Source organism: Pseudomonas sp. LBUM1662, from assembly GCF_059695915.1.
This window is the reverse complement of sequence record NZ_CP166793.1, coordinates 4,606,208-4,629,692: the sequence shown is the minus strand read 5'-3', so window position 1 is coordinate 4,629,692 and position 23,485 is coordinate 4,606,208. Positions and strand designations below refer to the sequence as shown.

16 protein-coding genes and 1 pseudogene are annotated in these 23,485 nt (G+C 60.6%); 9 read left to right on the top strand and 8 right to left on the bottom strand.

Features of this window, described 5'->3' with window-relative positions; all coding sequences use genetic code 11:
• The first annotated feature begins 583 nt into the window (after positions 1 to 583).
• The 4 genes and pseudogenes from mgtA to ACA049_RS20970 all read left to right on the top strand — a co-directional run bounded on the left by mgtA (position 584) and on the right by ACA049_RS20970 (position 7,792).
• The gene (gene mgtA / locus ACA049_RS20985; RefSeq protein ID WP_497329503.1) at positions 584 to 3,286 is read left to right on the top strand and encodes a magnesium-translocating P-type ATPase; all 2,703 of its coding nucleotides are present in this window, start codon (positions 584 to 586) and stop codon (positions 3,284 to 3,286) included.
• 103 nt (positions 3,287 to 3,389) lie between these two features.
• Positions 3,390 to 3,800 carry a response regulator gene (locus tag ACA049_RS20980; protein ID WP_497329501.1) on the top strand — a complete coding sequence of 137 codons (411 nt, stop codon included), beginning with the start codon at positions 3,390 to 3,392 and terminating at the stop codon, positions 3,798 to 3,800.
• A 142-nt stretch (positions 3,801 to 3,942) separates the two neighbouring features.
• Positions 3,943 to 4,563: a response regulator gene (locus tag ACA049_RS20975; protein WP_497329499.1), complete on the top strand. Its 621-nt coding sequence runs from the start codon at positions 3,943 to 3,945 to the stop codon at positions 4,561 to 4,563.
• Positions 4,564 to 7,792, top strand: a pseudogene (locus ACA049_RS20970) (ATP-binding protein).
• Here the strand turns inward: ACA049_RS20970 and dkgB are convergent.
• Together dkgB and ACA049_RS20960 are read right to left on the bottom strand one after the other, a co-directional pair.
• Positions 7,789 to 8,592: a 2,5-didehydrogluconate reductase DkgB gene (gene dkgB, locus ACA049_RS20965; protein WP_497329497.1), complete on the bottom strand. Its 804-nt coding sequence runs from the start codon at positions 8,590 to 8,592 to the stop codon at positions 7,789 to 7,791. The pseudogene ACA049_RS20970 and the gene dkgB overlap by 4 nt on opposite strands.
• A gap of 209 nt (positions 8,593 to 8,801) precedes the next feature.
• Entirely contained in the window at positions 8,802 to 9,341 is a 540-nt protein-coding gene (locus tag ACA049_RS20960; protein WP_497329495.1) for a PaaI family thioesterase, read from the bottom strand.
• A 225-nt stretch (positions 9,342 to 9,566) separates the two neighbouring features.
• Here ACA049_RS20960 and ACA049_RS20955 point away from each other — a divergent pair, with 225 nt between their 5' ends.
• Positions 9,567 to 10,433 (top strand): pirin family protein, encoded by an 867-nt coding sequence (locus ACA049_RS20955; protein WP_497329493.1) that lies wholly within the window; start codon positions 9,567 to 9,569, stop codon positions 10,431 to 10,433.
• A 188-nt stretch (positions 10,434 to 10,621) separates the two neighbouring features.
• The gene (locus ACA049_RS20950; protein WP_497329491.1) at positions 10,622 to 12,064 is read left to right on the top strand and encodes a mechanosensitive ion channel domain-containing protein; all 1,443 of its coding nucleotides are present in this window, start codon (positions 10,622 to 10,624) and stop codon (positions 12,062 to 12,064) included.
• Positions 12,065 to 12,187: 123 nt separating this feature from the next.
• On the opposite strand, the gene ACA049_RS20945 is transcribed toward ACA049_RS20950, so the two are convergent.
• The 3 genes from ACA049_RS20945 to ACA049_RS20935 form a co-directional block, all read right to left on the bottom strand.
• On the bottom strand, positions 12,188 to 14,608 hold the full coding sequence (locus tag ACA049_RS20945; protein ID WP_497329489.1) for a TonB-dependent siderophore receptor: 2,421 nt from the start codon (positions 14,606 to 14,608) through the stop codon (positions 12,188 to 12,190).
• A gap of 100 nt (positions 14,609 to 14,708) precedes the next feature.
• Positions 14,709 to 15,668 carry a FecR domain-containing protein gene (locus ACA049_RS20940; RefSeq protein WP_497329487.1) on the bottom strand — a complete coding sequence of 320 codons (960 nt, stop codon included), beginning with the start codon at positions 15,666 to 15,668 and terminating at the stop codon, positions 14,709 to 14,711.
• Positions 15,668 to 16,174, bottom strand: coding sequence for a sigma-70 family RNA polymerase sigma factor (locus tag ACA049_RS20935; RefSeq protein WP_497329485.1), 507 nt, complete (start codon positions 16,172 to 16,174; stop codon positions 15,668 to 15,670). Before ACA049_RS20935 ends, ACA049_RS20940 begins: the two co-directional genes overlap by 1 nt.
• A gap of 202 nt (positions 16,175 to 16,376) precedes the next feature.
• Here ACA049_RS20935 and ACA049_RS20930 point away from each other — a divergent pair, with 202 nt between their 5' ends.
• Entirely contained in the window at positions 16,377 to 16,817 is a 441-nt protein-coding gene (locus ACA049_RS20930) for a carboxymuconolactone decarboxylase family protein (RefSeq protein ID WP_094468235.1), read from the top strand.
• Here ACA049_RS20930 and ACA049_RS20925 read toward each other — a convergent pair whose 3' ends face one another.
• The 3 genes from ACA049_RS20925 to ACA049_RS20915 form a co-directional block, all read right to left on the bottom strand.
• On the bottom strand, positions 16,818 to 18,410 hold the full coding sequence (locus ACA049_RS20925; RefSeq protein WP_497329483.1) for a DHA2 family efflux MFS transporter permease subunit: 1,593 nt from the start codon (positions 18,408 to 18,410) through the stop codon (positions 16,818 to 16,820).
• Positions 18,407 to 19,528, bottom strand: a complete 1,122-nt coding sequence (locus ACA049_RS20920; protein ID WP_497329481.1) for an HlyD family secretion protein — start codon at positions 19,526 to 19,528, stop codon at positions 18,407 to 18,409. The genes ACA049_RS20925 and ACA049_RS20920 overlap by 4 nt, the downstream gene beginning before the upstream one ends.
• Positions 19,529 to 19,627: 99 nt before the next feature.
• Positions 19,628 to 20,392 carry an AraC family transcriptional regulator gene (locus ACA049_RS20915; protein WP_497329479.1) on the bottom strand — a complete coding sequence of 255 codons (765 nt, stop codon included), beginning with the start codon at positions 20,390 to 20,392 and terminating at the stop codon, positions 19,628 to 19,630.
• Positions 20,393 to 20,491: 99 nt separating this feature from the next.
• Here ACA049_RS20915 and ACA049_RS20910 point away from each other — a divergent pair, with 99 nt between their 5' ends.
• Positions 20,492 to 21,625, top strand: coding sequence for an MFS transporter (locus tag ACA049_RS20910; protein ID WP_497329477.1), 1,134 nt, complete (start codon positions 20,492 to 20,494; stop codon positions 21,623 to 21,625).
• A gap of 108 nt (positions 21,626 to 21,733) precedes the next feature.
• Positions 21,734 to 23,461: a ShlB/FhaC/HecB family hemolysin secretion/activation protein gene (locus tag ACA049_RS20905; RefSeq protein ID WP_497329475.1), complete on the top strand. Its 1,728-nt coding sequence runs from the start codon at positions 21,734 to 21,736 to the stop codon at positions 23,459 to 23,461.
• Positions 23,462 to 23,485 lie beyond the last annotated feature (24 nt).

Genomic DNA, 23,485 nt, shown 5'->3' with positions numbered 1-23,485 from the left:
TTGAACACAGATTTTGTGTATGACAGAGATCAAATGTGGGAGCGAGCTTGCTCGCGAAGAGGCCCTCAAAGGCAGTACAAGTTCTGAAAGCTGAACCCTTCCTCCCACAGTGGATCTCCATTGAACACAGATTTTGTGTATGACAGAGATCAAATGTGGGAGCGGGCTTGCTCGCGAAGAGGCCCTCAAAGGCCGCGCAAATTCAGAATCCTGAACCCTTCCTGAAGAACCCCGCAATTCCCCCACCACCCGCCGCTCCTTCGTTTACTCTCCAGAAATCGGGGCGTAAGCTTCGCGCGTTTTCATCAATAGCGGAGACCCTCAGTGGGTACTTGTTCGAGTGACAGTAGTCGGCCGGTTTCGATAACCGGCACCTTCCCGGCAAGATAACGCGCAACCTGTCGTGCCGTTGTCTCGCCGAACAGCGAGCAGCGGAAATCCTGATCGCGGCCAGTCCCGGGCCGTGTCTCGACCTCCCTCTCATCGACGCCTGACCGTGTGTGATGTTCGACGTGCCTGTCGTCATCGCCGCGACTCGACACGCCTGCTCGAAGGTCTCCCGGCTGACCCTGGGGGCAACGCCATGAACCTTACCCTGCTCAAGGAATTTTTCGCCGGATTCCTGCGCACCCGTCACATCGCTCGGCACTTTCGCCGACTGGCGCTGCTGGAAAGCTTCACCGACACCACGGTCAGCCGTGAAGTGCCGCCGACACTGGCGCAAACGTTGGTCACCGCCGCCAACAGCGACACCGGCGCCTTGCTGAAAAAACTCGGCAGCCACACCGACGGCTTGAGTGAACAGGAAGCCGACACTCTGCGCGAGCAATTCGGCCTCAACGAAGTCGAACACGAACAGCCACTGCCGTGGTGGACTCACCTGTGGCACTGCTACAAAAACCCGTTCAACCTCCTGCTGACGTTGCTCGCGGTGATCTCCTGGCTGACCGAGGACATGAAAGCCGCCATCGTGATTTTCTCGATGGTGGTGCTCTCGACCTTGTTGCGCTTCTGGCAGGAAAGCAAATCCAACCAGGCCGCTGACGCCCTCAAGGCAATGGTCAGCAACACCGCCACGGTGCTGCGTCGAGAAGCGCCACGCAGCGAACTGCCGATCAAGCAATTGGTGCCGGGCGATCTGATCGTACTTTCGGCCGGCGACATGATCCCTGCCGATTGCCGGGTGCTCAGCGCCAAAGACCTGTTCGTCAGCCAGGCAGCGATGACCGGTGAATCGATGCCGGTGGAAAAATTCCCCCGTCAACAGGACAGCGATACCGGCAATCCGCTGGACCTCGACAACATTCTGTTCATGGGCACCAACGTGGTGTCCGGCACGGCGATGGCGGTGATTCTCACCACTGGCAACAACACCTATTTCGGCGCCCTGGCCCAGCGGGTCGGCGCCACCGATCGCGCGCCGACCTCGTTCCAGACCGGGGTCAACAAAGTCAGCTGGCTGTTGATCCGCTTCATGTTCGTCATGGCGCCGCTGGTGCTGTTCATCAACGGTTTCACCAAGGGCGACTGGACCGAAGCGCTGCTGTTCGCGCTGTCGATTGCCGTGGGCCTGACCCCGGAAATGCTGCCGATGATCGTCACCTCGACCCTGGCCAAAGGCGCGGTGTTCCTGTCGCGCAAAAAAGTCATCGTCAAACGCCTCGACGCGATCCAGAACTTCGGTGCCATGGACGTGCTGTGCACCGACAAGACCGGCACCCTGACCCAGGACAAAATCTTTCTGGCGCGCAACGTCGACGTCTGGGGCAACGACTCCGACGACGTGCTGGAAATGGCCTACCTCAACAGTTACTACCAGACCGGCCTGAAAAACCTGCTGGACGTGGCGGTGCTGGAACATGTGGAGATCCACCGTGAACTGAAGGTCGGCACGGCGTTTCGCAAAGTCGATGAAATCCCGTTCGACTTCACTCGCCGGCGCATGTCGGTGGTGGTCGCCGGGCGCGATCAGCCGCATCTGCTGATCTGCAAAGGCGCGGTGGAAGAAGTGCTGGCGGTGTGCACGCGGGTGCGCCACGGCGTGGTTGACGAAGCACTGAGCGATGAACTGCTGGCGCGGATTCGCCAGGTCACCGCCGCGTTCAATGCCGAGGGTCTGCGGGTGGTCGCCGTGGCGGCACGGCCGATGATCGAAGGCCGCGACACTTACAGCCTGGCGGATGAACAGGCGCTGACGCTGATCGGCTATGTGGCGTTCCTCGATCCACCGAAAGAAAGCACGGCCCCGGCCCTCAAGGCGTTGGCCGCTCACGGCGTCGCGGTGAAAGTGCTGACCGGCGACAACGAACTGGTGACCGCGAAGATCTGCCGCGAAGTCGGCCTGGAGCAACAAGGCCTGCTCATGGGCAACGACATCGAGCGCATGAGCGACGCGCAACTGGCGGTAGCGGTCGAAACCACCAATGTCTTTGCCAAACTCACGCCGTCGCACAAGGAACGCATCGTGCGTCTGCTCAAGGGCAACGGCCACGTGGTCGGTTTCATGGGCGACGGCATCAACGACGCGCCCGCGCTACGCACCGCCGACATCGGTATTTCGGTGGACAGCGCCGTGGACATCGCCAAGGAAGCGGCCGACATCATCCTCCTGGAAAAGAGCCTGATGGTGCTGGAGGAGGGCGTGCTGGAAGGGCGCCGGACCTTCGCCAACATGCTCAAGTACATCAAAATGACCGCCAGTTCGAACTTCGGCAACGTGTTCTCGGTGCTGGTGGCCAGTGCGTTCATCCCGTTCTTGCCGATGCTGCCGATGCACCTGCTGGTGCAGAACCTGCTGTATGACATTTCACAGATCGCCATCCCGTTCGATAACGTCGATGACGAAATGCTCAAGCAACCGCAGCGCTGGCAACCGGCGGATGTCGGGCGCTTCATGCTGTTTTTCGGCCCGATCAGTTCGATCTTCGACATCACCACGTTTGCCCTGATGTGGTACGTGTTCGACGCCAACACCCCGGACCATCAAACGCTGTTCCAGTCCGGCTGGTTCGTGGTCGGGTTGCTGACCCAGACGTTGATCGTGCACATGATCCGCACCCCGAAAATCCCGTTCCTGCAAAGCCGTGCGGCGATGCCGTTGATGGTCATGACCGGGATCATCATGGCCGTGGGGATTTTCCTGCCGATGGGGCCGTTGGCGCACTACTTCAAATTGCAGGCGCTGCCGTCGCTGTATTTCGTGTTCCTGCCGGTGATTCTGCTGGCGTACATGGGGCTGACCCAGGCAGTGAAGGGTTTTTACATTCGGCGGTTCGGTTGGCAGTAATTGCCGGAGGCTGCGGTTATTTCAGAAAAGTCCTACAGAAACATCTGTGCGCCTCCCGTAGCCTCGCCGCTTCAAAAATCAGCTATTCACACATGAGGCTACGATGCCGAATAAAGCCCTGCGCATCCTGATCGCCGACGAGCAGCACTTTCACCGGATGATTATCGAGCGGCTGTTCAACCAACTCGATTATTACCGTGTGGCACCGGTGCAAGACCTTGCGTCAATGCTGACCCTGGTCGAGTACGGTTGCGAGCCGTTCGACCTGGTGGTCATCAATGCCGCGCTGGCGGCAGGCGAGCTGGACTTGATCGGCTACTTTCTCGATAACCGTCAGGTTCGCCATGCGCTGATTTTCGACGGCCAACGGGCGCAGTTGCCTTTGATCCCGGCCTGTGGGCAACAGAAGATTCAGGTGAGTCACGCGGCGCTGCCTGATCTGGCATGCATTCAGCCGTTGATGACGATTATTGACCCATCGTCGCAGGGGCTTTATCAGCGGTATGCCGGGTGATTGCGGCATACCGTTCGTCGGAACTGTCATTTCTTACAGGTAGATTCGGCCTTTACCCCATGCAAGAGTCTTGGCGCAGCCGTTGCGTCTGCCCCGGCGTTATCCGGCGGGCATTCGTTGAGTCTTTGCACTGGGAGTTGCCATGAAGAAAGTGCTGATGGTCGACGATCATCCGGTCATTCGCGCTGCACTCAAGCTTGTCCTTGAACGGGAGGGTTTCAAGCAGATTTATGAGGCGTCAAGCGTTGGGGAGGCGTTGACGATACTCCGGGAGCACCCGATCGATCTGCTGATCCTGGACCTGGTGATGCCCGGCGGCAACGGGCTGGATTTGCTTGAGCGCATCAGGGCGAGCGACTGGAAATGCGTGGTGCTGGTGTTTACCTCGCTCGATCCGCTGTTTTTCCAGGAGCGTTGCATGCGCGGGGGCGCCTTGGCGTACGTCTCGAAAACCAACAGCCTGGATCAATTGCAAAAGGCGGTGCATGCGTTGAGGGCCGGTTATACCTATTTCACGCAGTTGCTTTCCAGACCGATGAACCCGCTGCAACACAGCGAAAAAAAGTTGATCGATACGCTGTCCAACCGTGAGTTGACCATCTTGCAGTACCTCGCCCGAGGCCTCTCCAACAAGGCGATCGCCGAAGCCATGAACCTGAGCCACAAAACCGTCAGCACCTACAAAACGCGTTTGATCATAAAACTGGGGGTTGTGGCGGCGGTGCACCTGCGGGATTTCGCCATACGCAATCACCTGATCTGAGTGCGCCCGACCGTGCGTGCCTTGCTGCTGATCCTCATGGTCTGCCTCGTGCCGCCGGCGGCGGCCAGCGTCGGCGATCCTGAGCGTTTGCAGTTGCTGGGCCGTTCTACGGTGGAGGGCTACAAGGTCCATCTTGATGAACAGGACCGCCAATGGCTACGCAACAAGGGCGTCTTGCGCCTTGGGGTGAGCGGGCCGGATTACCCGCCGTTCGAGGTGAAGCGCAATCACGATGAGCTGGAGGGCATCACCGCTGATTACGCCGTTCTGGTAGCACAACTGTTGAACGTGCAGATCGAGGTGCTGCGTTATGTCACCCGCGAAGCGGCCATGGAGGCGCTTAAATTTGGCGAACTGGATGCGCTGGGGACTTCGAACAACTTCGAACTGGCCGACTCCGAGCTGATCCTGTCCAGCGCTTATGCTGACTGAAGACCAGCCGATGCTGGTCACCCGACTGGACGAGCTCATGCCCGAGGATCTGGCGGGCAAACGCATTGCCATGGCCGATGATTACTTGCCGGCGCAGACCGTTGAATCGTTCTATCCCGAGGCCAGCCTGCAACGTTATCCGTCAGCACTCGATGCGCTCGGGGCGGTGGCGTATGGGCAGGATGATGTGTACCTCGGCGACCTCATCAGCGCCAATTATCTGATCAACAACAACTACTTCAATTCCGTTCATCTTGTAGGGCCGTCGGGCCTTGACGCTAACCCGTTCGGCTTCGCACTGGCCCGGGACAACTTGCCGCTCAAGGACCTCATCGACAAGGCGCTGGCGGCGATCCCCATGGATCAGCGCTCGGTCATCGAGCAGCGCTGGAGCGCCGGCAGGGCCAAGGTGGCGGGACAGCAGCGGGTGAATCTGAGTGACAGTGAACAGCGTTGGCTGGATCAGCATCCGAGCGTCAATGTGGGGGCGGTGGAGAATTTTGCGCCCTTGACGTTCTACGATCCCGAGGGGCGATTCAGTGGGTTGACGGCGCAATTGCTGACGCTGATCAGTCAGCGCAGCGGCTTGAACTTCAACGTGTTGCGAGGCCAGACCCTGGACCAGCAGATCCAGCGACTCAAGGCCGGCGAGATCGACATCTTGCCCGCCATCATCCCCACGACCGAAGGCGTCTCCGGACTGCACTTTACCCGGTCCTATTTGACCAATCCTTACACCTTGATCAGTGCAGCAACCCCAGGTAGCCCCAAGACGCTGGGCGATATGGCTGGCAAACGCCTGGCGATTTATCCCCGTCACCCGATGCGCGCGTTTGTTCAGGCGCAGGTGCCCGATGTGCAGATGGTGGACGTACAAAACCCCTCCCAAGGACTGGAGTTGGTGGCGAAGGGACAGGCCGATGCTGCGCTCAGTTCATTGCTCATGACCCGTTACCTGATTGCCCGGTATTACCAGGGACGTTTACGGATCAGCAGCACCGTGGGCGACGAACCGGCGCGCATTTCCATGGCCACCGCCCGTGATGATTCGGTGTTGAATTCAATTCTGAACAAGGCGTTGCTGAGCATTTCGCCCGAGGAAATGGACGATCTGGCCGCCCGCTGGAGCAACGATGTCGTCGTGGATGACAGCTATTGGCTGCGTCATCGCCAAGGTATTTTGCAGGCGTTTTCCGCTGCCGGGGCCCTGTTGTTGCTGGCCCTGGGCTGGATCGCCTGGCAGCGTCGACAGATCCGCCAGCGCCAGCAGTGGTTGCAGCAGTTACAGGAGGCCAAGGATGCGGCGGACGATGCCAACCGTGCCAAAACCACATTTCTGGCGACCATGAGCCATGAAATTCGCACGCCCATGAATGCCCTGATCGGCTTTCTGGAAATGGCCTGGAAGCGGGCAGAAGAGGGCGTGGCAGACCGTAGGGCCCTTGAAGTGGCGTCAGCGGCCGCGCAACAGTTGCTGGCGTTGATCGGCGATATCCTCGACATTGCCCGCATCGAGTCCGGGCATTTATCCCTGACACCTGAACGCGCCAATCTGCGGGCACTGGTGGAGTCGGTCTGCCGGGTGTTTGAAGGGTTGGCACGGGAGAAAAACCTGGGATGGCGTGTCGAGCTGGACGCGCGCAGCGATCGCGACGTGCTGATCGACCCCACGCGCTTCAAGCAAGTGTTATCCAATCTGCTGAGCAACGCGATCAAGTTCACCCGTGAAGGCGAGGTGAGTTTGACGTTGAGTGTGGTGCCCGGATTGTCGGGGCATCTGGCGGTCAATGTGTGCATTGAAGACACCGGCATCGGCATCACCGCAGCTGACCAGAAGCGCTTGTTCAGTCCATTTGTTCAGGGGGGCAACAGCCAGCAATCCGCCCGCAAGGGTTCCGGGCTGGGGTTGGTGATCAGCCGCACGTTGTGCGAAATGATGGGGGGCCGCCTGGTGCTGCGCAGCGTCCTCGGACGGGGCTCGCAGGTCGAGATCAGCCTGTCGCTGATCGCGTTGAAACCGTTGCCCGCCGATGAATCGTTGAGCTGTCCGGGGCTGGTCCCTATGCGGTCGCTGACTATTCTGGTGGTCGACGATTACCCGGCCAATCGCCTGTTGCTCTCAAGTCAGCTGAGCTATCTGGGGCACCGCGTGATGGAGGCCGAGGAGGGCGGTCAAGGGCTGGAACTGTGGCGTGTCCACGAGTTTGATCTGGTTATCACTGACTGCAATATGCCGACGCTCAGCGGTTATGAATTGGCCGGAGCGATGCGCGATGAAGAGCGTGCGCAAGGCCTGCCGCCGACGCTGATTCTGGGGTTTACCGCCAATGCGCAGCCTGAGGAAAAAGTCCGGTGCCTCGAAGCGGGTATGGACGATTGCCTGTTCAAGCCGATTCGGCTGGCGGATCTGAGTCGCTGGTTGGCCGACCGGTTTTCGCAAATGCCGAGCGAATACCCCTCATCGTCCGAGATGGACTTGAGCGAGCTGGAGCAATACGTCGGCGAAGATCGGACGTTAATCAATCGATTGCTGCGCGAATTGGCAGTGACTAATCGAGAAGACCGTGAACATTTGCTTAAAGCACACGCCGACAACAATCTTCCTGGTCTTCGGGACTTGGCGCACCGCATCAAGGGCGGTGCGCGGATGGTCCGGGCCGAAGAATTAGTCAAGTGTTGCAAGGCGCTGGAACGTGCCTGCGCCGAAGGTCGTGCGACATTGATCGACGAGGCCGTCGATCAATTGCAGCACGCCATGCGAAGCCTCGATCAGAGCCTGAACAGGGCGGGCACTTAATCCCAGTGCGGCGCAATGCCTTTGGGGCTGGTCAATCGATGGCCGCGCTCCAGGCCGGCGATCAACGCCATGTCGCCCTCACTCAACGTCAGGGCACTCGCTTGCAAATTGCTTTGCAGGTTGGCGCGCTGGGTCGAAGAAGGGATGACCGCGTAACCCAGCTGCATGGCCCAGGCCAGTGTGACTTGAGCCGGGGTTGCCTGAAGACGATCGGCGATTTGCTGGATGACCGGGTCTTTCAATACTTCGCCGTAGGCCAGGGTCATGTAGGAGGTGATCTGGATACCGTGACGCTGAGCAAACTCGACGACCTTGCGGTTTTGCAGGTACGGGTGCAGTTCGATCTGGTTGGTCGCGATGTGCTCGGCACCGACCGCCGCAATCGCCTGTTGCATCAGGTCGATGGTGAAGTTGGAGACGCCGATCTGTCGGGTCAGGCCCAGTCGCTTGGCTTCGAGCAAGGCGCCCATGAATTCTTCGACCGGCACTTGGTCTTCCGGGGACGGCCAGTGGATCAGCGTCAGGTCCAGGTAGTCGGTCTGCAGTTTGCGCAGGCTCTCTTTGAGGCTGTCGATCAACCGGTCCTTGGCGAAGTTGGCGACCCAGATTTTGCTGGTAATGAACAGTTCTTCACGGGCGATACCGCTGGCCGCGATGGCCTCGCCGACCTCGGCTTCGTTTTCATAGATTTGCGCGGTGTCGATCACCCGATAGCCCAGCTCCAGGCCGGTGCTCACCGAATCGATGACCACCTGGCCTTGCAAGCGAAAGGTTCCGAGACCGAATGCGGGAATAGACATCAATGACTCCAGGGGTTGCAGTGGGAATGGACGGGAGTATCCGCGCCTGCCTCCCTGGGAAAAACCGCTGGCTGGGCAAAGCACTGTTTACCGCAAGTCATGAATCAAAAGATCGCAGCCTCGTTGCACTCGACAGCTCCTACACCGTACGCAATCCCCTGTAGGAGCTGTCGAGTGCAACGAGGCTGCGATCTTTTGATCTTAAGTTCTTACCCCCGAGCCTCGAGAATCATGCAAGTGGTCGACCCGGTCGCATACAACCGCCCATCCACATCATAAATCCGCCCCTCGGCCAGCGCGGTTGAACGGCCCAAATGCACAATTTTGCCTTCGGCCCGCACCGGCCCGCTGGCACCGGTCAATGCGCGGACGTAGCTGATGCGCAAATCCAGCGTCGTATACCCCTGGCCCTTCTTCAGCTGGGTATGAATCGCGCAGCCCATGCACGAATCCAGCAACGTCGCCGCATAGCCGCCATGCACGCTGCCCAACGGGTTGTAATGCCGCGAATCCGGGGTGCCCTGGAAAATGAAAAGACCGGCCGACCATTCGATGGGGATGAAATCCATCAAGGCGCCGATGGGCGGTGAAGGCAGCGCGCCGTCGCCGATTCCCTCGAAAAACTCGGCGGGCGACAGCGCACTGACCTCGGCCATGGACAGGCTGCCCGGCCCGGCCAGACGCGAGCGTATAGCCTGCTCCTGGGCGATCCATTGGGCGAGGGTGGCGTCGCGGTTGGGGCTTTGCATGATGAGGTCCTCAGGCGGGAGCGGATATTATGGTTGTAATCCCGATCGATATTATGTCCGAAATAAAAACTCCGCCAGCCCCGTGTGTCGAGTCCTCAAGCAATGACGAAAGCTTCACCATCGTTCTCCTGATAGGACGATGAGGTTGATTTTTGCGGTCTAGTGCATCAATGGGTTCGGTTTTAAGCTGTATCCATCGCGTCAAACCACGAATTTGGAGACAGGATGAAAAACATCATCGGTATTTACACCAGCCCGCGGACCCATTGGGTTGGCGACGGTTTTCCGGTTCGTACGCTGTTTTCCTACGACAACCTGGGCAAACACATCAGCCCGTTTTTGCTGCTCGATCATGCAGGCCCTGCGCAATTCTCCCCGACCACCGAACGTCGTGGCGTGGGTCAGCATCCGCACCGCGGGTTCGAAACCGTGACAATCGTTTACAAGGGCGAAGTAGAACACCGCGACTCCACCGGCAGCGGCGGCAAGATCGGCCCCGGCGATGTGCAATGGATGACCGCGGCGTCGGGGATTCTGCATGAGGAGTTCCATTCCGAAGGATTCGCGAAGAGTGGCGGCACCCTGGAAATGGTTCAACTGTGGGTCAACTTGCCGGCCCGGGACAAAATGGCCGATGCCGGTTACCAGACGATTCTCGATGGCGACATCCCGAGCCTCCCGCTCAAGGACCAGGCTGGCAGCCTGCGCTTGATCGCTGGCGAATTTGAGGGACACACCGGTCCCGCGCGCACGTTCACGCCGATCGACGTCTGGGATTTGCGCCTCAATGGCGGCAAGTTGTTGACCCTCGACCTGCACGAAGGGCGCAACACCGCGCTGGTGGTGTTGCGCGGCACGGTTGAGGTCAACGGCCTGGAGCTGGTGCGCGAAGGGCAGTTGGCGTTGTTCGAACGCGATGGCCATCAGCTCAGCCTGGAAGCCAATGACGACGCCGTGGTGTTGCTGCTCAGCGGAGAGCCGATCGACGAACCGATTGTTGGCCACGGCCCGTTCGTGATGAACAGCGAGCAAGAGATTCATCAGGCCTTCGCTGATTTTCAGTCAGGCCGGTTCGGCCGGATGAGCGATTGACGCCGGGCTCTGCCAACACACATCCGTTGTAGGAGCGAGCTTGCTCGCGATTGCGGTAGGACAGCCACCGATTCAGTGACTATCTGACCGCTGTCGCGAGCAAGCTCGCTCCCACCGTTTTTTGTGGTGTTATCAGATCCGCAATTGCTCCTACACTGTGCCCATCCGTACATGGCTGGAGTTGCTTGATGTTGTCACTGCTGACCAATCACCCCTTGATCTGCGCACTGGTCCTGATCCTGATCGATCTCGGATTGTGGCGCTTGATCAGTGCCAACGGCAGCAACTGGAAACTGGTCGTGCGGCTGCTGATTTTTGCGCTGTTCAGCGTCCTGCTGTTCAACGAAGGCATGAACCCGCTGGAACCGGCACCCTGGGCTGATAATGTGCCGCTGCACCTGGCGGCCACGGGTTTGCAGATTGGCTGGTGGCTGTTCGCCGCGCGCACCCTGACGGTATTGATCGGTGCGCTGATGATGCAGCGGGTCGGGCACACCGGGCGGTTGCTGCAGGACCTGCTCGGCGCGGTGATTTTCCTGATCGCGGTGATTGCCGCCCTGGCCTACGTGTTAGAACTGCCGGTCAAAGGCGTGCTTGCCACTTCCGGTGCGTTGGCGATCATCGTCGGCCTGGCCTTGCAAAGCACCCTCAGCGACGTGTTCTCCGGGATCGTCCTCAACACCACCAAACCCTATCAACTGGATGACTGGATCTCCATCGACGGCACCGAAGGCCGGGTCACCGACATCGACTGGCGCGCCACGCGCCTGCAAACCTCACAGGGCAGCATGGCGGTGATTCCCAATTCGCTGGCGGCCAAGGCCAAGATCATCAATTTCAGCCGCCCCAGCGATATGTTCGGCGTCTCGATCAGCCTGCAACTGAGCCCGCACGCGCGCCCGCAAACGGTGCTCGATGCGCTGGAACGGGCGATGCAGGGTTGCCGTTATCTGTTGAACAAACCGGCGCCGAGTGTTGCGTTGAAAGGCTCCAATGCCAGTGGCGTGGAGTACGAAATCAGCGGCTTCGTGGTCTCGATGGATCAGAAACGCATGGTCCGCAATCTGCTGTTCGACCTGGCGTACCGGCACTTGCAGGCGTCCGGCGTCAGCCTGTTGTCGAACGTCGAATCCAACGCGCCTGAGGGTCTGTCACGGCCGCGGGCGTTGCTGGACAGCTCGAACATTTTCTCGACCCTGCGTCAGGAAGAGAAAGAAACCTTCAGCCAGAACATGACACTGCAAACCTTCCGCGCCGGCGACATGATCCTGCCGGCGGGGGAGGTCAGCGATCACCTGTTCATTATCGAATCGGGCGTGGTCTCGGTGCAGTTGAGCCGCGGTGGGGTCAAGTTCGAATCCGGGCGCATGGGGCCGGGCGAGGTGATCGGCGAGGGCGGGATCTTGTCCGATACCGCGATGCCGGCCGATTTCAGCGCCAAGACTGCCTGCAGCTTGTACCGGATCGAGAAGGACTACCTCAAACCGTGCCTGGATGCGCGCCATGACATCAGCGAAGCGATGAAGGCGTTGCTGGATTTCCGCTTGCACAAGGCGCAGTCGTTGACTCAGGAAGTGCCGAAGGTGGTGGAGAAGAAAGGGTTTTTGCAGTGGTTGCGCAGTCGGGCTTAGTTTTTCAGGTGGATGGCCGCTGCGCGGTTCGCGGGCAAGCCTCGCTCCTACGAGGTTTCGTGTGTCCCCTGTAGGAGCGAGGCTTGCCCGCGAAGACGGCGGCAGGCCCACCGCACATTCAGATCAGAAATCCAGCGTCGCCGACACCTTCAACGTCCTCGGCGTCCCCTGGGTCAGGTACCCGCCATTGGCGGACGCCCAGTAAGCCTTGTTTGCCACGTTCTCCAGATTGGCGCGCAAGGTGATCTCCTTCTCATCGAGCGTAAAGGCATACCGCGAACCCACATCAAAACGATTCCACGCCGGGATGCTCTGGGTGTTGGCGGCATTCAGATATTGCCCGCCTGTGCGCAACATTCGCGCACTGAGCGCCGCGCCTTCGATCCCCGGCACATCCCAGTCCGCCCCGACGTTGAGCTGAAAGCGCGGCACGCCGACGGCGCGGTTGCCGTCGTTGACGCCGTTGGTGCTGCCTTCGATCTCGGTCTTCATCAGCGTCGCGCCGCTGAGCAGGCGCAGGCCTTCGAGCGGTTCGCCGTAGAGGTTCAATTCCACGCCTTTGTTCTGCTGTTGGCCGTCGACCCGGAAAATGCCGTTCTGGGTGTAGCTCGACGGTTGTTCGATGCGATACACGCCGAGGCTGGCGCCGTAGGTGTCCATGTCCAGGCGCACGCCGGCTTCGATTTGCTTGCTGCGCACCGGGGCGAAGGTTTCGTCACGGTTGATCGCACTGGTCGGCGGCGTCGGGCCCTTGGCCAGGCCTTCGATGCGGTTGGCGTAAAACGAAACGTGTTCCCACGGCTTGATCACCAAGCCATAAACCGGCGTGGTGATCGACTCTTCATAGCTTGAAGTACGCGCACCGGAGGTGGTGTTCCAGCCATCAACGTTGAGTGTCTGGCGCCGCACGCCGAGGGTCAGCAAGACGCGGTCATCGATAAAACCCAGGGTGTCGGACACCGCCGCGCTGCGCAGGGTGTTCTTGCCGACGATGCGCGGGTCGTGGATGTCGCTGCCGAACGACGTCGCCCGTGGACGCGGTTTATCGGTGACGTTGTAAATGTTGGTGCTGTAGCGCCCGGCCGTGGCGATGGTTTCGAACGCCGAGCGTTGCTCGCCCCAAATGCCCGCCAGGCCAAGGTTCAACTGATGGCTGACCGGCCCGGTGTTCAAGCGACCGTTGAGCCCGGCCATCAGGCTTTGGTTGTCCTCATCGTGCGGCGGGTAAAGCATGCCGCCACGGGCGTTGCCGTTGAGGTCGGTGAGGGTCAGCGACGAGTACACGCCGTTTTCCCGGGTGTGCTTGGCACCGCCGGCGACGTAGGCGGTCCAGCTGTCGCTGAGGTCGTACTCGGCGCGGGCCATGCCAAAGGTGTCTTCCAGTTGCGAGTAGCTCCAGCTCTGCGCGTAACCGGCATTGGCATCCGGCACCTTGGGCACTTTGCTCAGGCTCGAATCGACGTAAACTACCGAGCGGCCCTGGTTGATTACCTGTTTCTGATAGCCAAGGTCAGTCGAAATGCGCAGGCGATCGCCGCGATAATCCAGGCCCAGACTGATCAGCGACGAGCGTTGGTCTTCATCGTCGACGGCGGTGTCGCCTTCGCGTTGCAGCAGGTTGACCCGAGCGCCGAAGCGATTGTCTTCGCCGAAACGTTGGCCCAAATCCAGATGCCCGCCGACCCGGCCATCGGCACTGTAATCCAGAGTGACGCTGCGGGTCGGCAGGTCGTTGGCGCGTTTGGGTTGCAGGTTGACGCCGCCGCCAATCCCGCTGCCGCTCGGGGTCACGCCGTTGATGAAGGCGTTCGGCCCCTTGAATAATTCGACCCGTTCCAGCGCTTCGGTGGCGATGATCTGCCGCGGCAAAACCCCGTACAGGCCGTTATAGGAAATGTCATCGGAGGCCAGCGGCAAGCCGCGAATCATGAACACCTGGGAGAAGTTGCCGAAACCGGCAGACTGGCGCACCGAGGCATCATTGAGCAGCACATCGCCCACGGTCTGGGCTTGCTGGTCGGCGATGGTTTTGGCGGTGTAACTGGTGACGCTGAAGGGCAGGTCTTTGAGTTCCTGATTGCCGAGCATGCCGACCTGCGCGCTGCGCGCGACCTGGCCACCGCCGTAAGTGTCAGCGTTGTCGTCGCGCAGGGCGCTGATGCTGGTGGCGCCCAGTTCCAGCGCACCATTGGCGGCGACTCGCGGTGCCAGGGTGTAGCCGTTGCCGCCGGTACTCATCAGCTCGAAACCGCTGCCTTCCAGCAACTGTGCAAAGCCCGATTGCACGCTGTAGTTGCCCTGCAGTCCCAGACTCTGGCGATTGCCCAATTGCGCCGGATCGAACGACAGCGGCACCCCGACACTCACGGCAAATTGCGCCAGGGTATGGCTGAGCAAACCCGGGCCGATGTTGACGCTGCGGCTGGCGCTTTCATTCACGGCATCGGCGGCCTGGCTGTTGAACGGCAGCAACGCTGTGAAGGCCAGGGCAATGCTCAGGCTCAAGGCCTTGAGCGGGAAATCGTGCAGGGGTGTTGAAGTCATTCGGCGTTCCTGTCGAGCGCGTGGAATTGAAGAGGTATATCCACACACCGAACGAAGCGCAGAAAGGTATCAGGGGACATTGAAAAAAATCGCAGCGCGGTCAGACCCTCGGTTCGACCGACAACCAATACCGGGTCAGGCGGCTGATTTTCAGCGGCTGGGTATCGCTGAGCAAACGCAGGCTGGCGTCGGTATCGCGCAGGGAAAACGCCCCCGACACCCGCAACGCCGCGACGTCCTCATGACAACGCAACACGCCGGGCCGGTAACGACTCAATTCACCGAGCAATTCATCGAGGCGCATATTGTTCGCCAGCAACATGCCCTTGTCCCAAGCCAGGGCGCTGGTGTCGAAGCTTTCCAGTGGGTCGATCCGGTTGAGCTTGAAGCTCTGGCGTTCACCGGCCTTGAGGGTCGTGCTCTGTTGCAGCTTTTGTGGCGTGAGCTCTACGAGACCTTCGAGCACCGACACCTGGCTTCGCGAGCCATTGATCCGCACGCAAAACCGCGTGCCCAGCGCGCGGGCGATCCCTTGCGGGGTTTCGACAATAAACGGCCGGGCGCCGGGGTCCTTGGCGGTGCTAATCAACACTTCGCCATTCAGCAACACCACTCGCCGCTCATGCAGGTTAAAGGCAATGTCGACCGCACTTTCCGTGTTGAGCAGCAGTTGAGTGCCGTCGGGCAATTGCAGGTTTTTCTGTTCGCCCACCGCGGTACGTTGATCGGCGGTCCACTGCTGCCAGGGCATATGTTGTGAGGCGATGCCCAAGGGCCCGGCCATCAGCAACAAGCCCAGACGCGTGAGGGTCTGGCGGCGAGTGAGGCCATCCCTGCGAGCGGCTCGTTGCAAAGTCTGAATGGCGAGGTTGGCCGGCACGGCGCGAAATTCTCCGAGCAGCGCTTCGGCCCGTTGCCAGGCTTGGGCATGCTCGGCACTTCGCGTTCGCCATTGGGCAATCGCCTGGTGGTCGGACGGTGTCGCGGTGCCTGAGTGCAGCTGCACCAGCCAGTCGGCGGCCTCGCCGAGGATGTGTGGGTCGATCGCCGACGGACTCATCAAGCGACACTCAGGCAGGCGATGAACGCCGCGCGCATGTGCCGTTTGACAGTGATCAGCGACACGCTCAGGCGCGTGGCGATCTGGGCGTAGGTCAGCCCTTCGATCTGCGACAGCAGAAAAGTGTCCCGGGTGACGGCGGGCAATTCGCGCAGCAACGCTTCAATGCGGATCAGGGTTTCGAGAATCAGCAGGCGGGTTTCCGGCGACGGCACTTCGGCGACCGGCAACTGGGCAATGGTCTCCAGATAGGCGCGTTCGAGGTCCTGACGGCGCCAGCGGTCGATCACCAGGCCTTTGGCGATGTGCGTGAGCAGGGCGCGGGGTTCGCTGCCAAAGGGTTTGACGACTTGCCGGGTCAACAGGCGCAGAAACGTATCGTGGGCCAGGTCGGCCGCATCGCAGCGGTTGCCAAGTTTTCGATGCAGCCATCCCTGCAGCCAACCGTGGTGTTCGCTGTAGAGGGTGTGGATTTGCTGATTCAAAGGCTGGTCGGCGGACGACATGGGGGGCAGATACTCGTTGCGGGCATCCTGGCCTGAGTGCAATTAAGAATTGATCGCATTCTAGTGGCACTCCACGAGCGCTGGCAATTGTCTTTTTGATCGGCCCTGCCAATGGCCTCCTCGACTTCTGAAATATTGGCTATTTGTCCACGGCGTCGTCAGGACTAACTTAGCTCCACCCCTTGAAATATTGGAGTCCACCATGAAACCTCGCATCGATTTCTACACCGCTTCCCCAGACGCCCTCAAAGCCATGATCGCGCTGGAAGGCGCTGTTTCGAAGCTGCCACTGGAAAAGACCCTGATCGAACTGGTCAAGCTGCGCACCTCGCAAATCAACGGCTGCGCCTTCTGCCTGGATATGCACAGCGCCGACGCCATCAAGGGCGGTGAAGACCAGCGCCGTCTGTACACACTGTCGGCCTGGCGTGAAACGCCATTCTTCACCCCGCGTGAACGTGCGGCGCTGGCGTGGACTGAGTCCTTGACCCTGCTGAGCCAGACTCACGCACCGGATGAAGACTACGAACTGGCGGCATCCGAATTCAGCCCGAAGGAATTGGTCGACCTGACCGTGGCCATCACCACGATCAACGCCTGGAACCGTCTGGCGGTGGGTTTCCGCAAAATGCCTCAAGCCTGATCAGTGAGCGTCTGCTGACGGCGCGGCCGGTGGTTGCACCTTGCGCATCAAGGGCACCATCGCCGTGGCAATGATGAAACAGACCATGATCATCAGAAACGCGTCACCGTAGGTCTGGGTCTGCGCTTCACGGTAAGTCAGCAGCCACAGTTGATGCAGGCTGGCGGTGACGCCGGCGTCGCCGCTCTGGCCGAGGGCGGCGAAGTTGTTGCCGACCTGGGACAGCCATTGATTCAGCGCTTCGTTGGTGCTGTTCAGATGTTCGGCCAACCGGGTGAAGTGCAGGTTGGTGCGGTCGTTGAGAATGGTCGCGCACGCGGCAATGCCGATGGCGCCCCCCAGGTTTCGCATCAGGTTGAATAGCCCCGAAGCATGTTTGAGCCGCGCCGGGGCCAGTCCGCCGAGGGTTAATGTCACCGCTGGCGGCACCGCCAGTTGCTGGGCAATTCCGCGCAGCGCTTGCGGCAGCATCAATTCTTTAGCCCCCCAGTCATGGGTGATCGGGCTGAAATCCCACATCGACAGCGCGAACAGCCCGAGGCCGGTCATCATGATCCAGCGCAGGTCAATGCGATTGGCCAGAAAGGCGTACAGCGGAATCGCCATGATCTGGAACACCCCGGTGGAGAAAACCGCCAGACCAATGTCCAGCGCGCCATAGCCACGCACCCGACCGAGGAACAGCGGCGTCAGGTAAATCGTGGCGAACAGGCCGATCCCGGTGACGAACGAAAAGAAGCAGCCGAGGGCGAAGTTGCGGTCCTTCAAGGCGCGCAAATCGACGATCGGGTTGGCGACGTGCAGGGTTCGGCCGATGAAGGCCAGGCCGGCGAGGCCGCTGATCCACGCCGTGGTCAGAATAGTGCTGTCGCTGAACCAGTTCCAGCGCGGGCCTTCTTCAAGGGTGTATTCCAGACAGCCTAGAAACAGCGCCATGAACACCATGCTCAGATAGTCGGCGCCCTTGAGCAGCGACAGTTCCGGCTGGTCGATTTTCACCAGCATCGGTACGGCCACGGCGACGAAAATCCCCGGAACCAGGTTGATGTAGAACAGCCAGTGCCAGGACGAAATATCGGTGATCCAGCCACCAATCACCGGGCCCAAAGTCGGGGCCAGCGAAGCCACCGCGCCGATGGTTGCCGCTGCGATCACCCGTTGCTTGCCGGTGAAGAAAAAGAACGCGGTGGTGAACACCAGCGGGATCATCGAACCGCCGAGAAAGCCTTGCAGGGCACGGAACGCGATCATGCTCTGGATGTTCCAGGCTGCGCCGCAGAGCAGGCTGGCCAAGGTGAAACCCACTGCTGAAGCGCAAAACAGCCAACGCGTCGAGAACACCCGCGACAACCAGCCGGATAACGGAATCACGATGATCTCGGCGATCAGGTAACTGGTTTGCACCCACGCCGTTTCATCGGTGCCGGCCGAGAGCCCGCCGCCGATGTCACGCAACGAGGCGGAGACGATCTGGATGTCCAGCAGCGCAATGAACATGCCGATGCACATGGTGGCGAAGGCGAAGACTTTGGTCGCCGTCGCCATGTCGGCCGCATTGAACGGTTGCGCGGGGGCGGCGAGGGCGCGGCTCATGGCGCGCTGGCCACGGCCGGGGATTCGGGTTCTTTGCGGGTGTCCACTTCGGCGGTCACCGACAGGCCCGGACGCAAATGACCGAGCACGCCATCGGCAGGATCAAGGATGATTCTCACCGGCACGCGCTGCACGATTTTGGTGAAGTTGCCGGTGGCGTTTTCCGGTGGCAGTACGCTGAACTGCGAGCCGCTGGCCGGCGCCAGGCTGCCCAAGTGACCGTGGAATTCCTGCCCGGACAGCACGTCGGCATGAATGACCACCCGTTGGCCCGGAATCATGCGCGACAGTTGGTCTTCCTTGAAGTTGGCATCGACCCATAATCCACTGGAGGGCACCACTGAAAGCAGTTGCGAACCGGCCTGTGCGTAGGCGCCGACTCGCGCCCGGCGATTGCCGATCACGCCGTCCACCGGGGCCTTCAGTTCGGTGTAACTGACGTTCAGTTGCGCCAGATCACGTTCGGCGTGGGCCTGCATCAGCGCGGCGCGGGCTTGCTGTTTTTGCGTTGCGATCACGTTCAACTGACGTTGCGCCGCCAGCAGTTCGGCCTGGGCCCGCGAACTGAGCGCCTGAGCCGTTTTGAACGTCGCATCGGCACGTTGGGCGCTTTCCACCGAGACCGCATTGCTGCCGACCAGTTTTTTATAGCGCGCATTGTCGTCCCGTGAGCGCGCGGTTTCGGCGCCGGCGGCATCGATGCCAGCGCGGGCCTGGCCGATCACCGCGTGTTGCAGTTGTTCGGTCGCGTCGAGGTTGGCGAGCAATGCTTCTTCCGCGGCCACCGCGCCTTCGGCCTTGGCCAGATTGGCGCGGTAGTCACGGGAGTCGAGGCGGATCAACACATCGCCAGCCTTGACCTTCTGGTTGTCGGTGACCAGCACTTCTTCGATGTACCCCGCGACTTTCGGGCCGATCACCGTCACATCACCGCCGATATAGGCATCGTCGGTTTCTTCGATGAAACGGCCAGCGGTCCACCAGTGAGTCGCGTACAGCCCGGCAAACACCAGCGCCGCGATGGCGGCCGTCAGCAGGATCAACCGTTTGAGCAGGGGAGGCTTGGGTGTGCTCACCGGGACAGCAACGTCGGGTTCGAGGCTGGGCATGCTGGTCATTTGATTGAATACCTATGGGAAGCAAGTCTTTATTACGCATGTAATATGACGCAGGTAATATTTTGTGGCAAATGATTTCTGCTTCCGGTCGTCAGGTGCTTACTTGAGCCAATGGCCGGGCGTGATGCCAGTCATGTCCTTGAAGAACGCAATAAACGCACTGTCACTGGCAAAACCGGTTTCGAACGCGCTGTAGCTGATGCTGCGTCCGGTGGCGAGCAGTTCCATGGCGCGCATCAGCCGCCATTGTTGGCGCCATTGCTGATAACTCATGCCGGTTTCGCGCTGGAAAATTCGCCCGATGGTGCGGCCGCTGGCGCCGATCTGCCGTTCCAGCACCTGAAGTTCCGGCGGTAGGAGTTCGGGTGTGGCCAAGAGTGGCGCCAAGCGTTTGTCCGTCGGCAAAGGCAACAGCATCGATTGTTGCTTCGCGTCACGGATTTCACTCAGGCACAGACCCAGCAAGTGAACGAATTTGCCCTGCTGCCAATCGGTGTCGAAGTCGGCGAGGGCGATCGGTTCCAGCACCGCCCGCAACAATGGGCTGACTTCAATCACGCAGACCTGCTGCGGCAGTTCGGCGCACACATCCGCTGTCAGGTAGATGGAGCGGTAGTCAACGCTCTGCTGCATCACGGCGCGGTGTTCAATCCCTGGCGGAATCCACGCCGCACGGGAGGGCGGCAACAGGCACAACTGCTGCGCGAGGGTGATGCGCGTGCAGCCCTGGCGGGTGAACAGCAACTGCCCGCGCTGATGTCGATGCAGCTCGGAATCATGATCGCCCAAGGTCGCGGCGATGCCGACCACCGACGCCGAGTAACGATCGGGATTGAATCGCGTGTGTGCATCAATCCAGGCCATGGTTGTCTGATTTCAACGATTAAATGTCAGGGTTTGGATAATACGTCAGTCAGCGCTCTTTAAGCTGCTCGCCAGTTTTTCTTGAAGAGTGAAGTCGTGATGAATTGCAGAAGCCTGTTGATCCTGGCGATTGCGTTGCTGATGTTTCCGCAGATCGCCCAAACCCTTTACAGCCCGGCACTGGCGGACATCGGCGAAGTCTTTGCCGTGGGCCCGCAACAAGCAGCGCAAACCCTGTCGGTGTATTTCCTGGCGTTCGCCTTCGGCGTGGTGGTGTGGGGGCGGATGTGCGACCGCATCGGCCGTCGCCCCTCGATGCTCGCCGGGTTGACGGTGTATGCCGGAGCCTCGGTGCTGGCGTTGAACGCTGCCACATTTGAGGCGCTGCTGATGGCCCAGGCGCTGGCCGCGTTCGGGGCGGCGGTGGGCTCGGTCGTCACGCAAACCCTGTTGCGTGACCGCTTCAAAGGAGCAGCACTGGCACAGGTGTTTTCGATGATGGGCATCGCGCTGGCGGCCAGCCCTGCGATTGGGCTGTTCACCGGGGCGAGTCTGGTGCAAGCGTTCGGCTATCGAGGCGTGCTGGGCTGCCTGTTGCTGTTGTCCTCTGCGTTATGGCTGTGGTGCCTGCGGACCTTGCCGGAAACCCGCCCGCAAAATGTCACGACTCCCGCGCTGTTCGAGACGCTGTGGCGAATGCTCAAAGACCGCGATATCTGGCGTTCGACGCTGTTGGTGGCGCTGTTCAACATTGCCTTGTTCAGCTACTACAGCCTCGGTCCGTTCATGTTTCAGCGGCTCGGTTTGAGTGCGCAATGGTTTGGTTACAGCGGGGTGATTCTGGCCTTGGGTTCCGGCCTCGGTGCGTGGCTTAACAAACGATTGCTGGGTCGCGGGTCCAAGGGGCTTCAGTTGATTCGGCTTGCGGCAACGTTGGCATTATCGGGCGGTGTCGGCGTGTGGCTGATGCAGGACAGCGCGCTGTTTGTACTGCCGATGCTACTGGTGGTGTTGGCGTTCGGCCTGGCAATCCCGAACATTCTCGGCGCTGCCTTGACCCACTATGGCGATCGGCTGGGCACGGCCGGTGCGCTGTTCGGTTTGCTGTATTACCTGTTGATCGGCGCTGGGCTGACGCTTGCAGCCTCGGGCCAGGCGTTGGGCGAAACCTTGGTGCTGTGCGGCACGTTGGCCCTGTTATTGGCGCTAACTGCAAGGAAACCAATTGTTTAAGAAATGTAAGCGTTGTAGGACGCGTCTTGCATTTGCGTAGGAACGATCTGACTATCACTCGCATTGATGAGATGGCATTAAGCCATTTGATGATGACAAGGATGTTGAGTGCCGTATTCGTTTCGCGTTGTACTTCGTCGCAGATCTTCACCTGGCACGCTGATGTTGGTTTCTTTGTTGAGCCTGAGTGCTTCTGCACTCCAGGCCGCAGAGCCTTCCGCCCCAGGCCAGGAAGTGCTGCGCCAGCAACAACAGCAACAGCGCGATCTGCAACAACTGCAACTGGACCAGCGCCGTCGGCAACTGGAACGCGGCAGCTTTGGTTCTGCGCCGGTAGCACCGACGGTCCCCGCCAATGTGCCCGCCGATGAACGCTGCTGGCCGCTAAGTGGCACGCGCGTCGGCGGCGTCACCCTGATCAGCAGCCAGACACTCAACGAGCGAATCAAGCCGCAACTGTCGTCCTGCATGGGCGTCGGCCAGATTAACCATCTGCTGGCGACCATCACCGGCCTCTACGTGGACGCGGGGTACATCGCCAGTCGGCCGTACCTGAGCAGCGTGCCGGTCGCCGGGCAATCGCTGGATATCGTGGTCGATGAAGGCTACGTCGAGTCCATCGAACTGGCCGACCAGAGCCTGCCGGTATCACTCGGTGGAGCGTTCCCCGGCATGCTCGGCAAGCCGCTGTACCTGCGCGATCTTGAGCAAGGCCTGGATCAACTGAACCGCTTGCGTTCGCTTGACCTGACCGCCGACATCGCCCCCGGAACCCAGCCCGGCGCCTCGCGGATCATCCTGCGTTCGCGCACCAGCGGTCAGTCACGTTGGGCGTTGGGCATGGGCGTCGACAACCTCGGCAGCGCCAGCACCGGGCGTGACCGCGACACCTTGAGCCTGAGCCTCGACAGTCCGCTGGAACTCAACGACGCCCTCAATGTGAGCGTCAGCGACACCCTCAATCGCGGCGATCGCTACAGCCGCAACGCCAGCCTTTACTACGCCATTCCTTACGGCTACTGGACCTACAGCGTGTTCGCCAGCCATGCCGAATACCGTGCGCCGTTCAAACTCAGCACCCTGGAGTTCCACAGCAGCGGCATCACCGACCAGCTCAGCGTGCGCGCTGACCGGGTGTTGTGGCGCGATCAAAGCCGTCAGCTCAGCGCGAATCTGCAACTGGCCCACAAGGACGTCGACAGTTACCTGGAGAACATTCGCCTGGGTATCCAGAGCCCGACCCTGACCGTGGCCGAAGCCGGTTTGAACCTTTTCTGGCTCAACAGCGCGGTGTGGAACCTGGACCTCAATTACGCCCAGGGTCTGCGCTGGTTCGGTGCCGATGACGATGCCCAGCGCCAGGTCAGCAACCTGCCCAAGGCGCAGTTTCGCAAGTACCGCGCCGGCCTCAGCCAGTGGCGCAACGGTCGGTTCGGCCAGCAGGCGTGGCAGTGGCAAAGCCAGCTGAACATGCAGTACAGCCCCGATCCGCTGCCGGCCATCGAACAACTGCTGGGCACCGACGATTCTGCCGTGCGCGGATACCGGGTCAACAGTGCGTCCGGTGCCAGCGGCGCGATCTGGCGCAACACGTTGCGCCTGCCGTTGCGCAGCGATTGGCCGGTGCTGATGACTCCGCGCCTGGGCCTGGACAACGGCTGGATCAAGGCCGACCACGGCGCCCAGGGCCAACGCCTGAGCGGGGCCAGCGCCGGGGTCAACCTGAGCTGGAAAAACCTGCAAGTGGACGTCGACTACCAACGCAGCCTCAACACGCCCAACGGTTTAAGGCACGAGCCAGAGACCTGGCTGATGCGCGTGGGGTTGCAGATATGAACAAAAGCCGTCGGACCTGTGCGC

Bases quoted from the DNA above. Each gene is read 5' to 3' on its own strand.
- ACA049_RS20910 (WP_497329477.1), top strand. From the start codon at position 20,492: ATGAATTGCAGAAGCCTGTTGATCCTGGCGATTGCGTTGCTGATGTTT.
- ACA049_RS20925 (WP_497329483.1), bottom strand. From the start codon at position 18,410: ATGAGCCGCGCCCTCGCCGCCCCCGCGCAACCGTTCAATGCGGCCGAC.
- ACA049_RS20945 (WP_497329489.1), bottom strand. From the start codon at position 14,608: ATGACTTCAACACCCCTGCACGATTTCCCGCTCAAGGCCTTGAGCCTG.
- dkgB (WP_497329497.1), bottom strand. From the start codon at position 8,592: ATGTCTATTCCCGCATTCGGTCTCGGAACCTTTCGCTTGCAAGGCCAG.
- ACA049_RS20960 (WP_497329495.1), bottom strand. From the start codon at position 9,341: ATGCAAAGCCCCAACCGCGACGCCACCCTCGCCCAATGGATCGCCCAG.
- ACA049_RS20935 (WP_497329485.1), bottom strand. From the start codon at position 16,174: ATGTCGTCCGCCGACCAGCCTTTGAATCAGCAAATCCACACCCTCTAC.
- ACA049_RS20980 (WP_497329501.1), top strand. From the start codon at position 3,390: ATGCCGAATAAAGCCCTGCGCATCCTGATCGCCGACGAGCAGCACTTT.
- ACA049_RS20975 (WP_497329499.1), top strand. From the start codon at position 3,943: ATGAAGAAAGTGCTGATGGTCGACGATCATCCGGTCATTCGCGCTGCA.
- mgtA (WP_497329503.1), top strand. From the start codon at position 584: ATGAACCTTACCCTGCTCAAGGAATTTTTCGCCGGATTCCTGCGCACC.
- ACA049_RS20950 (WP_497329491.1), top strand. From the start codon at position 10,622: ATGTTGTCACTGCTGACCAATCACCCCTTGATCTGCGCACTGGTCCTG.
- ACA049_RS20930 (WP_094468235.1), top strand. From the start codon at position 16,377: ATGAAACCTCGCATCGATTTCTACACCGCTTCCCCAGACGCCCTCAAA.
- ACA049_RS20920 (WP_497329481.1), bottom strand. From the start codon at position 19,528: ATGACCAGCATGCCCAGCCTCGAACCCGACGTTGCTGTCCCGGTGAGC.
- ACA049_RS20955 (WP_497329493.1), top strand. From the start codon at position 9,567: ATGAAAAACATCATCGGTATTTACACCAGCCCGCGGACCCATTGGGTT.
- ACA049_RS20940 (WP_497329487.1), bottom strand. From the start codon at position 15,668: ATGAGTCCGTCGGCGATCGACCCACACATCCTCGGCGAGGCCGCCGAC.
- ACA049_RS20915 (WP_497329479.1), bottom strand. From the start codon at position 20,392: ATGGCCTGGATTGATGCACACACGCGATTCAATCCCGATCGTTACTCG.